We start from the raw sequence: 14,452 nt of genomic DNA, 5'->3' as shown, positions 1-14,452 counted from the left end.
ATTGCTTTCAATTTTCGAATTAACTTTGGTCTTTGACAACTACATCGATGACGGCACCTTCGTTGACTCTGTTGTGAATTGCTTTCAATTTTCGAATTAACTTTGGTCTTTGACAACACCGAATGAAGTGGTCCGGCGGGCGGCGGCGTTGTGAATTGCTTTCAATTTTCGAATTAACTTTGGTCTTTGACAACGTTAACCCGTTCATGATTCCGAAGGCTGCGTTGTGAATTGCTTTCAATTTTCGAATTAACTTTGGTCTTTGACAACGATGGGTAACCCGGCCAGCTATGCAGCACGTTGTGAATTGCTTTCAATTTTCGAATTAACTTTGGTCTTTGACAACGTACTTGAAGGAACAGACTTATACTCAGTAGTTGTGAATTGCTTTCAATTTTCGAATTAACTTTGGTCTTTGACAACAACAAAATTGACGATAACGAACTAATAAAGTTGTGAATTGCTTTCAATTTTCGAATTAACTTTGGTCTTTGACAACGTACTCGAAGGAACAGATTTATACTCTGTGGTTGTGAATTGCTTTCAATTTTCGAATTAACTTTGGTCTTTGACAACAAAGGAGTCAAACACTTAGCCATGTCAACCGTTGTGAATTGCTTTCAATTTTCGAATTAACTTTGGTCTTTGACAACAAAGGAAATCCGGGAAGCCAAGGCTGAGAAGTTGTGAATTGCTTTCAATTTTCGAATTAACTTTGGTCTTTGACAACATGGTACCACCAATAAGACCGGCACCACCGGTTGTGAATTGCTTTCAATTTTCGAATTAACTTTGGTCTTTGACAACCAAGGAAAGGCCATACCTTCGGTCTCCGGGTTGTGAATTGCTTTCAATTTTCGAATTAACTTTGGTCTTTGACAACGTTTAATCCATCGGTTCCATGCTGTTGGGGTTGTGAATTGCTTTCAATTTTCGAATTAACTTTGGTCTTTGACAACCAGCCTCCTCAATGGACCCGCATTCGGGGCGTTGTGAATTGCTTTCAATTTTCGAATTAACTTTGGTCTTTGACAACTGCCATCGCGGGCTGACCGCCGGGTCCTGAGTTGTGAATTGCTTTCAATTTTCGAATTAACTTTGGTCTTTGACAACACTATACCGAGTGGCAAAACACTACTGGCTGTTGTGAATTGCTTTCAATTTTCGAATTAACTTTGGTCTTTGACAACATAGGCAGGTGGGATTAATCGATGGTGGAAGTTGTGAATTGCTTTCAATTTTCGAATTAACTTTGGTCTTTGACAACTTGTTTCTGTAAATATTTACATCAAAAATAGTTGTGAATTGCTTTCAATTTTCGAATTAACTTTGGTCTTTGACAACTAAGAACATGGGGCAAAGAGAATCCTACCGTTGTGAATTGCTTTCAATTTTCGAATTAACTTTGGTCTTTGACAACGCGGTACAACGCATCGGGTGCAACAGGTGCGTTGTGAATTGCTTTCAATTTTCGAATTAACTTTGGTCTTTGACAACTCATGGCGCTTTTTGGCCGCTATGTCTTATTGTTGTGAATTGCTTTCAATTTTCGAATTAACTTTGGTCTTTGACAACTTCCGCTGGATTTTTATGCCTTTAGGCTTTGTTGTGAATTGCTTTCAATTTTCGAATTAACTTTGGTCTTTGACAACTAAGAAAAGTAGTTGACCAGGTATTTGATGTTGTGAATTGCTTTCAATTTTCGAATTAACTTTGGTCTTTGACAACACGTTTTGTCAAAACCCACAACAGCAAAGGATTTCAAGTTGTCAACAGGATAAAAAAACGGGCGATATTGCCCGTTTTTTTATCCTAATTCTTCCATTTTTACACAAACAGAACCTCATAAAACAGCCTTCCCGACTTATCAAATGCGCCTACTACCCTTTCGATCCGGCCGGAAAGACCCGCCACCCGGTTAATATTAGCCACCAGATAACCGCCGTCGTCAAAAACATCATCCAGGGCTATTACTCCATCTTTTAATGCCCGGATTACGGCATCCCTCTTCAAATCCTCAGGAAGCCTGTTGATATTTACCAAAATCCGCCCCTGACTGATTATCTCCTGCAAGTTTTGTCCGGACTCAAAATCATCATGAAGGATTGTATAAACACTATCGTCCTTCGAATTAGTAACCATAGCATCATAAAACGCATCGGCATCCATAACATCCTCGTCTTCTCTAAAATAAACATTGGCCACTTTATCTGCCGACAATTTCAAACTACGATAATACGGCGTTTCCAGTTGCGTTAAATACATTGCTGATCCCGGAAGACTTCCCTCTGTTTCTTTTAACACGTATACGGCAATATATACATTTTCCCAGGCCCTGGCTTCTTTATTCAGGTGTGTCACCTCCGCCTGTAACGGTATAATTTCAGCATCCATCAATTTACTGAGTATATCATTATCCTCCCGCGGAACATAGCCGATCTTATGCTTGTTAAAATGCAATGCAATCGCCCGTTCATCGTGTTGATTATCCGGCTCTCTTACCAGCTCCAACAGATCCCCTTCATTCATCTGATCCAATAACTCCACCCCTTTATAAAACCTGAAACCCCGCACAAAAGTCTGCAGTAAATAGATCCGGTGGTATTGTTTTACTACACCCGGTGGCAATACTGAAATGCCTAAAAAGCCAACCACTCCTCTGATAAAATCGGATCTTTTCATTTTAAAATAATTCTAATTGCTGCGCTGGCACCGGCGATTCGGCAGCATCCTTCCCGTTAAATATCTCCATCTGGCCAAATTGTTTGTCCGTAATGCACATAATGCCGATATGTCCTTTTTGCGGCAGGATCTTTTTTACCCGTTGCACATGCACCTCCGCGTTCTCCCGGCTCATGCAATGACGAATGTACATGCTGAACTGGAACATATTAAACCCATCGTCCAGGATCTGCTTCCGGAATTTCGCATAGCGCTTCCGGTCAACCCTGGTTTCCGTAGGCATGTCGAACATAACAATCACCCACATAATCCGGTAAGCATTTAACCGTTCAAAATTCATCGTTTCAGAATGAAGGCGACAAAACAGGATAGAGCAGCTTACGACTCGCGCCTTCAAAACATTTGGCCAAACTAGCCGTAGTACGCTGTACCGCGTTCATCAAAGGACTCTTTTCATCATCAATAATCACGTCCATTGCCGGAATCCCGAGCAGTTGTTGCTTCATGGAAGGAGTCATATCCAGGAATTTCCCATTCATGCGGACAATTTCATGCACAATCCGATCCACATAAGGCCGGTAGGGCTCCATAATATCGTCTGCCAAACAATAAGCATTGTATTGATTACGGTGAAAAATTCCCAACGTGGGCAACAACCCGCTACCCACCAGGTTGCGGGCTACGATCGCCCGCAGAATAGCGTACCCGTAATTAAGCAGGTTATTGGGAGGCTCCCCTTCTCTGAATCTTTTAAAACCAGGAAACAAAGGAAATATATTTTTCCAGTAATGGCTGGCGGCCTGCGCTTCGCAGTTATCGCTATCCCCGCTTTTTACTTTAGTAGCCAGGTTGAGCAATAGTTTATTGGGTATGCGGTACAACTGCAGCAAATTAGCCTGGTTAGTTATCTTGGCAATTACCGTCTGCTGCCAGAGCTGCTTTTTTAAAGGGATCGACGCATCCAACTGGCTCTGAAAGCGCTGACTTTGTAGCGTATGCCCGTCCAGGTTCAGCATGAGGCCGGTGGGCAGGTGAATATCATCGCAGGTGATCAGCGCCACGTTGTTGGCCAGCAGTTTGGCAATAACCGAATGCGTTATGGTGATCTGCTGATGATCGAGGATCAGCACGCCTATATCTTCAATAGCGGCGGTTTTGACCTCGCCAGTATCCGCCAACTCCACCAGCAATTGTTCATTTTTGGTTTTAAGATAGGCGGGGTTACCGAAATATAGAGTGCGTTTGATCATGTACTCTGTATTAAATCATTCTCCAATTTCACATATTCTTCAAAATCTGTTTGTTTATTTTTATGTGCCCGGTTATATTGTTCCAGGTCACCAAACAGCTCTTTTGCCAATTGAGAGTATTCGTTTGGAAACATGTTCCAGGATGTCCAGGGCCATTCGTCAATCTCTTTTTTAAATCCATGCTTAGCAGGATTGAGATGGATATATAATATCAGATTACGTAAATAATCGTCATCCAACACCTCTTTTCTTTTAAAATTCTTTATAAATAAAGAACCCCGTCGTTTGTAAACTTTATTAAACGCCTGCGTATAGCTACTGAAGAAATTAGCGAATTGTTTACTTAAAAAAGCGGTCCGGGCTTCAAACTCATCCAAAGTTTGAAACTTTGGATGAGTTTCGGCTATCGCTTCCTCGCTTTTTATCTTTACAAGCAAATGAAAATGGTTCGGCAGCAGGCACCAGGCGATGGTTTCGGCGATGGGATCGATATGCTGATGATATTTCTTTAAAAAGAAATTATAATTCTCCTTCTCCCGAAACAGGTTATCATCGCCATTGGCGTGGTTATAAATATGATAATATGTTTTAAAATTGAGCACCTTTTGCTTTTAATATTCACCTACGCTTACTATTTCACCTATATGATTAATTCGAACTTTAACAATATTACTTAGAGCATTAAGCCCCAATTGAGGTTTATATGCGATATTCTTTAGCTCTTTCTTTTCTTCAACACTAGTTTCCAAATGATGCCGAAAAAAATAATTTTTACTAGCCAACTTCTGTACTCTGAATAAGTTAGGACTAATCAACTTTCTATTCCCAGAACTTAACAAATCAACCTCCCGGGGATTAAATCCTGTTTTTTCATCAGGAAAAACGAACATCTCATTCTGCTTCATTGTGAACAGAAACTGCCAACCTATTCCTTTGTTATACTCCTTATCAATTACCGGTTCACCACCATTTACTAATTGCACGGCATCAAACAAGGAAACGACTCTTTCCTGTAGATTTCCTTCTGCATCACGGTAAATAGCTACATGATGATTATTACCGGTACTTACAAAAGAGCTCGGTATCTGCTTTCCTTTTTCGTCTAAAATATCATTACCAAGATGATCTTTCTTATGATGTAATGGCGCCGCATTTTTAATACCACTGATAGTAACCCGTTTTATTGCAATTCGTTTAGCCTCATTCTGCCAGATAGGATTTTTATCCAAATCGGAAAAAGCTTTCTTGGGGTCATTGCCAAAGTCGGCGAGGCGCTTCAACAATATTTTCTTTACTCCCTTATCTAAAATTTTTTCAATGGTTTTTATATCTTTCAGATTTTCAGGCGTTACGTCTTTGCGAATGGAATAATCATCGTTTAGCCAGCGCAATAAAATTTTTTCAGGCAAAAGCTCTTGCCTGGCCTCATCAACGTAAAGAGGATTCTTGTTCAACGCATTTTTACCCCAGAAAGCCTTTTTAGGATCGTTTCCATTTGCTGCAAGTCGCTCCAACAGAAGTTTTTTATATTGGGGATTCGTAACCATTCCTATCATTTCCGCATCAAATTTCGGCCCTATTTTTTCCTCTTTGCTTTCATAATAACGATACCTACCATAAATCGTTTCTTTATGCAGTTGTCCGCGCGGCGTAAGCTCTGTTTTTACCTTTTCACCTCTGACTGTCTTTATTTTATTTTTATTCTTTGTAACGACCTTATTCTTGGCTTTATGAGAAATCAGCACATTTTCCAGGTGCTCTTTTACCACTTCGCGAAAGTTGGGCATAGGAGCTTTGAATTTCCTTTTCCGATTGCCGAGATCATCATAAATAAGAACCGTTTCTTTTTCCTCAATCTTGCTAACGACAGGGTGCCACTTGTTTGCCTCATCTTTACGAGCGTTCAGGTGATTCAGATATTGAATGTGGCTATGGCGAGTAAACGCTATGGCCAAAGCATCCATCGCGTGATGACGATGATCATTACGCTTGGTCCAGTCAGTGATACGCTCTTTTTGAGCGCCATCTTTTTTCTCAACCATTTCCGTGAGACCCAATGCCCTGAATTTTGGCAGGTTAATTTCCTGCATTACGTTTACCAAATCCCAGTCCTCCCGCAACCTTGCCGTAATTTCGCCGCTGGTGGAAACCACACTGCGACATATAGCATAAAGCATATTATTTGCTTTTTTTGCTATGTATTGGCTCTCCCGAAGATCTCTTTCTATAAAGCCGTCACCAATATCAACAAGGCGCTTCTGCAATTTTTGGAACTTTGCCTTACCAATGCCCTCTTCCTTATTTTTCTTTCCCAATTCAAAAAGGCTGGTTATCCGGGAAATATATTCTTCCAATGCTTGTTCTCCATATTTACCAAGAATATAATCATAGGCGGTTTTATTTCCCTTATCCTGGTTATCTTTCCTGAACACCACCGTTTTATTAGAGAAACTATCATCAAACAAGCTCATTTGTGGAATAATATGATCAACATCTATCTGCTTGCTGAACAAGATGTCACGAGAAATATAGGTATTGGTATATAAATCTTTGTAGCCGTTATTCTTCAGCTCTTCATATAGTTTGTAGCGGACAATATCGTTCCGGGAAGGATTGGGCACACCAAATTCCGTTTGCAGGATTCTGATTATTTTTTCATGTGATTGTTTTGCAGTGTTGATATTTGTTGTCATCTCCGCACGTTCCTTAGCATTTTTTTTCAATTCACGAGCCAGTTCAATCCTTATTTCATCAAAATGAAAATCTTCAGATAATCCCCGGGCTTTTCGATTTTGGTTTTCATCGTCAACCAGGGTATTGACAACATTAACCATTTGGTTAAGGATTTTTTCTACCACAGGGCTGCGCAATTCATTCTTCTTTAACAAATCCAACCGATTTTGTAAAGGCCGGGCCGCTATCTCTTCTTTCGTGAGCGAAGCCGCCGAATGCCTGTACCCTGCTTCTGCACAGGCTTTGTCATAAGTAAGCTCTTTGATAAACGGATAAATTCTTCGCATAGCTTTGCTGCTCAGGTTACCATAATCATCGCTGAAAACAACATTCACTAAAATCTTCGTATGCTCCGGCCTGAAACCAAATTTTTCACACAGCTTCTTCTTTAATCCAATATTGTCGTGCCCATATGTAAATATATCTTCCTGTGAATATTTTTTACCATCATCTTCCGCAGAATACAGCAAATGCCACAACTGATATGCAGGCTGTTGTTCAAATGCTTTTCCATCTGCTTCTGCATCAAAATCCAAAATTGCGCCACTAATACCCAAAACCTCAAAAACAGCAAGCACCATTTGTCTGATTTCCAACGCGGGCTTCTCAATTTTGGAGACATCAATATCATCGCTACCGCTTAGCTTCAACAAATTTTCATCATAACCCTCTAACTCTAAAATTTTAAGCCAGGCATCATATAAAGATTTATTGGTTCGATTCCCTTCCAATGTATGATAATTAGCTTCCCAATCCTTTGTTTTATAACCCAGAATTTTTATAGCTTCACTCGCCAACAGATTCCCTTTAATATTAAGCTCATCAAACAATTGCTGTTTAGCGGCCATCTCCGGAACAAACACTTCTTTGGTCTTTTTATTACGAAACTCCAGATTATTCAATACCTGCCATATTTTAAACTCCTGGAACAACGGCGATGATTTAGGAGCAACCCGTAAGCCTATCCGCTTCTTTGCCTTTTCCCCGTTCTTTTCAATCTCAATTTCCTTACTCTCAAATTCACAGAGGCTGATCAATCCCATTTGTGATTTCAGTTTTCGCTGATAAAAAATAACGACATCTCGAACTTCTTCTTTCAGTTCAAGGGTTAACGCCGAATAGAATTTTGCCTGCATTTCCCAAATTGTTTCAAACTCATCCAGGTAATCCTGACGGTAAAAAACCTGTCCTTTCAAACGTGTGTGCGGGTTTTCTTTCAGCTGTTGGTGTAAATACTGGCCAACCGTTTGCTTATTAAAAAACAATTCCTTGCTTCTGTCAGAAATGGCACCTAAGTAGCCGCTGGATTTATTAAGATCGTTATTGATCTCAGTAATCACAAACGCCACTTCCTCTTTTGTTAGTTGTTTATGTGCCGCTTCGCTGCGCCATTTATAGGCATGCAGTTTCTTCTCCTCCCTGCTCCCTTTATTTTCCGCCATGCTAAATCCATGTTGCCCCCAAAATGCCACTGCTGTAGCCCGCTGGCCTTTTCCCTCCAGGTGCCTTTTAAATTCATCGGTCAATATCTCCGGGTAAAATTGTTTTTGAAAATTCCATACCTTATTCAATTCTGTATTTAAATCGGACCGGTAAAAATCGGGCAGGTATTTTTTGCCCTCTTTCAATAACTGATAAGAAAATTGTCCAGGAGTCAGGCTTTCTTCATACAGCCTTCTGGCTATCGCCATCCCGTCAATCAGTTGACCCTCATCTTCATTCTTAGCTTTCCGGCTGCTTTTGTAGCCTCGTTTTTTATTAATAGCCAAAAGGACCCGGACAAAAGCCTCCAATGGAATTTCCGCGGTAGCAGCCAATGCTCTTAAAGCATAAGTAGTATGTGTGGTATTTTTGCCGTCCTCAGCAAGTTTTGTATCCGCAGTAATAATATGGTGCGTTCTCAGTATCTCAATTAAATAATCCCTCCGCAGCTGGTAACGGTCCAGATTGCGGCGCATTCCTCTTTTGAGTGTTCTATCAGCATTTACAGATACCGGTTTCCCTTTCTCAAAATTAGTTTGTTCATCCGTGGTCAAGGGATTTACACGTACACCGATCAACTCAACAGAAGAGCACTGATAATCATCATCCTCAATTATTTTGGCAAAGCCGATGGAAGTGGTGCCAAGATCTAGGCCTAGTATATTTTTTCGCGGCATAATTCGTTATTTTTCAAATAAATATACGAAAAATTATTTATAAGAACTCACACCACTCAATCTTTGTAAAAAACTTATCTTTGCTTTGGGGTTGGTAGATACCATTCCTTCGTCATTTTGTGAGTGGTGTGTTGTGAATTGCTTCATTACCAACCCCGTTTTTAGCGAATTGGAAAATTAAAAAATACTACAACTCCCCTGCAGCAAGTTTATAACTTTCCAATTTGCTGAACTCGTTTCCTAAATTTCTTTAATTCATTTTCTAAAATAATATATTATATATTTCAATGTTTACGGTTTCCCGTATTTGATCAAATACGAATTATGCTATATTTGCCCTGAAAGCAATTCACAATAAGGATTATTCCGTTGTGAAAACATTTAGCGCCTCGCCTATCTGCGGGGCATTTTTGTTTTAGTAACAAAATGAACAAAACAGAAAGCGCTTCCAAGTGGTTATTTTCATCCTCAATAAAAAGCGAATCACCAAGGAAATGAAGCGTCAATTGTGAAATAGCACCAGGAATCATTCTAACATAAAAGGTCACACTATTTCTGCGCCAAACGGTCCATCATATCCCTGGAGGCCTTAAGACCCTCAATATACTGTAGCATTTTTTTACTCCCTCTGTTGCTCAATTAAAAGATCGGTGATTATCGCATGCTCATCAGTCGCGCTGAGTAGCCGATTTTTAAACTGTTTGGAATTGACAGAATATTGATCAGAAATAAGCACCAGCTATTTTACCAATTGATTCAATGTTTTTACCTTCTGGCTTAATTGATGTTCCACAACAAGATCATAATCAGATTTTGTGTCCTTAGTTTTGCTGGCCACAACAAATAATTCAAGGAACATTAAAAAGAAAAAAAGAATTGAATAAAAGAATAAGGCCACAGACCGCTCTCTTAATATTTCGATAATTGCATTTAATTCTTCCAGGAAGCCTTGTTTTGATTTTAATTCCTGCCTCAATGATGCTTCGGCTTTTATTTTCTTTTGCGTGTAATCTTCTTTTTGCTTCCGGAATACCTCCAGGTTTTGTTCGTTTATTTCGGTTTCCTTCACTTTGGGATTGGGAATCGGCGTGGTTGATATGGTTGTCTGAGGCCTAGTAGTAAAGCTGCCATCGCCTTGCCTGAATTGTATCTTGGTTATTGTTTGAGAAACCGTTTTTATGGTTGGTTGCTTTGATATTTCTTCGTATAAAATCAGATTTTTCTTATCCAGTGAATCTATTTCAACCTGCAGTTCCCCAAGCTTTTTATCAATAATCGTTAACCGGCCAGACAATTGTTCATTTACCTGCCGGTCTACGATCTGGATCATCTTTTTTTGAATATCATCTTTGAAAATAATCTGGTCCAGAATAGAGGATCCGAGAATAGCCATAATAAAAGCAATGGCTACACGAAACCAGCTAAGCCATTTACTACGACCTACGGTAAGAATGATCTGGCGCTCAATCTGAACAATGATCACCACAAAAATAAAGGCGGTTAGGATACGGCCCCAGATGGGTGCTCCTACGTACCGTTCAGCAAAAGAGTACCCTATGAATGACCAAAGTATGACCAGTATTAAAATTGCAGAAGAATATTTTTTTAACTGTTTCCTGCTGGCTTCGGTACAGCCACCCAATATCTGGTAGTTCCAGCCTGTAAGAAAACACCCGAATTTCGCCCACCAATCTTTCATCATAGCACACTGTCTATTTTTAAGTTATGTAAAGAAAGGGATGCCAGCCCCCGCGTAAATCCCACCTCATAAGACTTGAAGATTCCCACCATATACAACTCTTCCTTATCAAGATCTTCTTTCATCTTTTTTAACTCTTCCAAATGTTTTTCATATGTACTCTGCCTCGATTTAAGCAGTTCAACAATATCCGTTAAGCCAGCCTGCCCCCGGGAATGTATATGAAAATGGATCTCTCTTAACATATCTTCATATTTCAAAAAAACCTGTTTAAACTTTATTTCCAGATTACTGTGAATAATCGCCAGATTTGCGTCTTTATATGACTTATCAGGGTTTGTCAAAGCATCATTGTACGCTTTATGCTCATAGTCTTCTTTTAAAAAACTATAAATAATGTCTATTGGCAATTTTGAACCAAATTCCACAGAATAGGTTGTCGTATTTTCTTCTGTTGGATTTGTATTATCAATGAAGTCTTCCTCCCTGATCTCAGGAAGTGAACTACTCTTAACTTCTACAGGTATTTCGACCGGAGCGGGTTCTTTCTTTTTAAACAAGTCAAAAAATCCCATTTCTTAAATTAGTTTAGGTGTACTATTATTAAATGTATTTTATCGGTATTTCATATCGATAGTGCCCACGGCAATGACAACTTTCACACAAAGTGGTTAATAAACTATCCTGATACTCCCAGGGGTCAACATGCTTTTGTAAGCGTTTAATAAAGTGGTATTGTTTATGATGGACATGCAGCCTTCCTTCTGCTTTACCACAAATGGCGCATTTATTATTGTCTCGGCGCAAAATTCGTTTTCGCTTTTCTATCCATCGGGGATCAAACAGCTTTTCTCCATAATACACTTTATCTTTCATTTGAAGCCCCCTCTGTATCATTTTTTCCCAGATAATTATCAACCGTACCCAAAAGCTCTTTCTTATACTGGTAAATATCATCCAGCGACGCTAACAGCTTTCTCTCGCCATTATCTTTCCCCTTATGAAATAATTCCAGGTATTTTTTTGAAAAGTTGAAATGCAGTCTTGCCAGTGGCTTCCGGTTATTATCGTCCAGTAAAATGCCGAAATAGGATTGCGTGTCCCGGAAAGCGATCCGCGCTGCCGGAATGACTTCTCTAAGAATGGCCTTGATGATCTGCGAACCTTCTATTTCCTCCTCCGTAGTAACCACCCTGGTGCCATCGGGGTTTTCATCAACCGGAACTACTTCCCGCTGCTCCTGTTTGGAAGGTGTTTTTTCATTGATGTTTAATGCATTCTTTAACCGGAAATTGATAGACTCATTAATAGAATTGGAGATAGCCCTTCTAGCATATTCCTTAAAACTGGTGAGCCGTGATGCCGTTAACGGTTTTTCGAAAAAACGGTTTACCAAAAGTTTCACCAGCTCATCTGACGGGTCTTTCAGCTCTTTTTCAAACTCGTTGCGAATGGCTTTTATATATTTTAAGTCCTCCGCCGAATCCAGGATACCTTCGAGATTATAGCCATTCCGGGTAAACTTTTCGAGGATCTTAACACCTGCGTCTTTGAGATTGGAAAGCTCCAAAGTAAAAAAGGGTTTATCATCCATGATGTTCGGGCGCTCCAGATCTGCATAAAAATTGTACACCATGCCATTTGTCAGTACTCCAAAACGGGATTTGGAAACGTGATAATACCGGTGCAATTGGGAGTTATGTGCATCTGCATTTTCCTTCCAGTGTTTACATTCAATGATCAGGATGGGCTCTCCCTCCTTTTTAATCACGTAATCGATCTTCTCCCCTTTTTTCGTTCCGATATCGCAAATATATTCCGGGATCACTTCGGTAGGATTAAAAATATCGTACCCGAGGATCTGGATAAAGGGCATCACAAAAGCATTTTTAGTGGCTTCTTCTGTATGGATCTGGTCCTTCAACGCAGCTACTCTTTGATGCAGTTGCTCCAGCTTTAGTTTTAAGTCATTCTCCATGTTGCTACAGTTATTTCTATCGCTAAAATAACAGACGGCCGGGCTAATAAAATACGGAAACCCGTAAAACAACAAAATTGTGCGAATTAAAAAAAAGTGTTTTTTCGAAAAGGCTAATGGTTTATATACATTTTGGCTGCCCGGGGTTATACATTTTTTATACCGGTTTTTTTCCGATGCCGCCAGTTCCAGGGTGCTATCGGCGCTTTATCTGCCCAAAGGCCTTTTTTCCGGAGCCTTGCTTCCGCTTCCAGCGCTGCATATTCCCGGCTGTCAGAATACTTTTTAAAATACCAGGCCAGGCCGTTCCGCACCAGCTCCTTGTTGATATTTTGTCCATCTTCCAAAAGCACTTCCGCTATCAACCGTTTATTTCGGTCATATTTATTATGATGCAGGAGCATCACTTTTTTCCCAAAACATACGCCAGAAGCAAATTGCTTTGCGTTATTGCCAAAAGGCTGTTTCTTTTCGGGGCAGTCGATATGCGCCAGTCGCACTACCTGTTCTTTACCACCCATCAACAATACAAAAGTGTCTCCATCTTTAATGCCAATTACCTTATAGCTGACGGCCATTGGTTTAACGCTATTTCGGAAAATTTCATTAGGTACAGGGTTGCAACGGCCGATAGTAAGAAGGGTAAATACCAATAAATAATTAATTAGCAGGGGCATTCTTCATATTTATTTGCATACGCCACAGGTGCCGCCATTCTTTGCGCAGTGCTTGCAGTACTTGCAGTTTTTACATGCGCTACAAGACTTGCTGCCTGTACAGGTAGCCCTTTCATTTGCGTAATCAGCTTTTAAAAAATACGGGCTCTCGTTACGAGCCGCACTGCAGGAAGTCAGCACTAAAAAGGCACAGCTCCAATATTTAAAGGAATGAATCCACTTCATTTTTTATTATTTCCGCGAATGTATTTTCACATGCAATTGAAACCTTACGGAAAACCGTATTAGTGTTTTAAGGGAAGAATATATTTTTCATAAATATATGCTGTAAGGGGTTTCAGGCTACGGTCTGTGTAAACCGGATGGGGTCCCCCTCCTGTGTAAAATTCAATTTTCCCGCCATACTTTATATAAAACACCCGGCGAATATCCGCTTCGCTTAGGGTATCTGGTTTAGTTATTTTCTTAAAATGGACCAGCTTTTCCGAATCCAGCGCAATCACCATAGTACCGTATACTTTTTGGCCGCAGGGTATTTGCTGGTAATGGTCACCCGTCCAATACATGCAGGCATCCCTCCTATTTAAAGTGGTACCCATTGCATTAAGGAGTTCTCCTTTCCTGATATTCTGATAAATAAATAGTCCGGACAAGGCCAGCACTACAATAATTATCAATGCCGTTGAAAGTTTAAAAGGATACTTATGTTCATTTAAAACGGGCTGTGGATTTAAAAATACCGGCATTTCGCCTTCTTCATCTTTTTCATCTATCGGTTCATCAGGTGATAGCACTCCTTTTTGCGCTTCGGCTATCCGGTCGTTTTCCGGTTGCCCGGTTTTTTCATCAATCATGTCTTTCTCCTCATCATTAAGATCATATCTACTCGAAAGTTGAAAAGGTCTTGGCTCAAAATCGATCAACCAGGCCAGGAGCTCCACATTTTTTTCATCAGTTCTAATGGTTGGCTTTTTTAGAAAATTGATCAGGGGCCTAAAACGGTCGATAGCACATTTCTTTACAATGCGCCAATAACCGATATCATTGTCTGCCTTCCCAAAAAAGTCTCTCAACATATTTTCGTCTTTGCGTTGAGGTCTTCCTTTATATGCAATTAAACATTCATCCCTTAGCCGTGCAGGAGTGGGCTTACTAAGATTTAATGGCAGCAGACCCGCGGCCTTTTTTGTCTCATAATCTTGCAGTACCAGCTTTGTATAATCATCAAACATATTACAAAGTTTGTGCAATAAAGCTACGGAATTTACGGAATC

Annotated in this window: 10 protein-coding genes and 1 CRISPR repeat array (1 of these 11 cut by a window edge); all 10 genes read right to left on the bottom strand. The window is 40.1% G+C overall.

The features are described from left to right. Window positions 1-1,728: direct repeats of the CRISPR family, unit length 47 nt; unit sequence GTTGTGAATTGCTTTCAATTTTCGAATTAACTTTGGTCTTTGACAAC (it extends 1,160 nt beyond the left edge of the window). A gap of 99 nt (window positions 1,729-1,827) precedes the next feature. The 10 genes from NIASO_RS19540 to NIASO_RS01175 all read right to left on the bottom strand — a co-directional run bounded on the left by NIASO_RS19540 (window position 1,828) and on the right by NIASO_RS01175 (window position 14,410). Beyond that, complete coding sequence (locus NIASO_RS19540) at window positions 1,828-2,682, bottom strand: HIRAN domain-containing protein (protein ID WP_008582092.1); 855 nt, start codon at window positions 2,680-2,682, stop codon at window positions 1,828-1,830. A 1-nt stretch (window position 2,683) separates the two neighbouring features. Further along, window positions 2,684-2,989 carry a CRISPR-associated endonuclease Cas2 gene (cas2, locus tag NIASO_RS01225; RefSeq protein WP_008582093.1) on the bottom strand — a complete coding sequence of 102 codons (306 nt, stop codon included), beginning with the start codon at window positions 2,987-2,989 and terminating at the stop codon, window positions 2,684-2,686. Between the two features lie 37 nt (window positions 2,990-3,026). Further along, window positions 3,027-3,932 carry a type II CRISPR-associated endonuclease Cas1 gene (gene cas1, locus NIASO_RS01220; protein ID WP_008582096.1) on the bottom strand — a complete coding sequence of 302 codons (906 nt, stop codon included), beginning with the start codon at window positions 3,930-3,932 and terminating at the stop codon, window positions 3,027-3,029. Then, window positions 3,929-4,534: a transposase gene (locus tag NIASO_RS01215; RefSeq protein ID WP_008582098.1), complete on the bottom strand. Its 606-nt coding sequence runs from the start codon at window positions 4,532-4,534 to the stop codon at window positions 3,929-3,931. The genes cas1 and NIASO_RS01215 overlap by 4 nt, the downstream gene beginning before the upstream one ends. A 9-nt stretch (window positions 4,535-4,543) precedes the next feature. Next, window positions 4,544-8,824, bottom strand: coding sequence for a type II CRISPR RNA-guided endonuclease Cas9 (cas9, locus tag NIASO_RS01210; protein WP_008582100.1), 4,281 nt, complete (start codon window positions 8,822-8,824; stop codon window positions 4,544-4,546). 739 nt (window positions 8,825-9,563) lie between these two features. Next, on the bottom strand, window positions 9,564-10,526 hold the full coding sequence (locus tag NIASO_RS01200; protein WP_008582102.1) for a DUF4407 domain-containing protein: 963 nt from the start codon (window positions 10,524-10,526) through the stop codon (window positions 9,564-9,566). Further along, complete coding sequence (locus NIASO_RS01195) at window positions 10,523-11,098, bottom strand: hypothetical protein (protein WP_008582104.1); 576 nt, start codon at window positions 11,096-11,098, stop codon at window positions 10,523-10,525. Before NIASO_RS01195 ends, NIASO_RS01200 begins: the two co-directional genes overlap by 4 nt. Before the next feature lie 290 nt (window positions 11,099-11,388). Next, window positions 11,389-12,501, bottom strand: coding sequence for a type I restriction endonuclease (locus tag NIASO_RS01185; RefSeq protein ID WP_008582106.1), 1,113 nt, complete (start codon window positions 12,499-12,501; stop codon window positions 11,389-11,391). Between the two features lie 146 nt (window positions 12,502-12,647). Continuing rightward, on the bottom strand, window positions 12,648-13,178 hold the full coding sequence (locus tag NIASO_RS01180; protein ID WP_008582108.1) for a thermonuclease family protein: 531 nt from the start codon (window positions 13,176-13,178) through the stop codon (window positions 12,648-12,650). A 284-nt stretch (window positions 13,179-13,462) separates the two neighbouring features. Next, window positions 13,463-14,410, bottom strand: coding sequence for a hypothetical protein (locus tag NIASO_RS01175; RefSeq protein ID WP_008582111.1), 948 nt, complete (start codon window positions 14,408-14,410; stop codon window positions 13,463-13,465). Between the last annotated feature and the right edge of the window lie 42 nt (window positions 14,411-14,452).

Source organism: Niabella soli DSM 19437 (assembly GCF_000243115.2).
GTDB lineage: Bacteria > Bacteroidota > Bacteroidia > Chitinophagales > Chitinophagaceae > Niabella > Niabella soli.
This window is presented reverse-complemented; position numbering and strand designations above follow the sequence as displayed.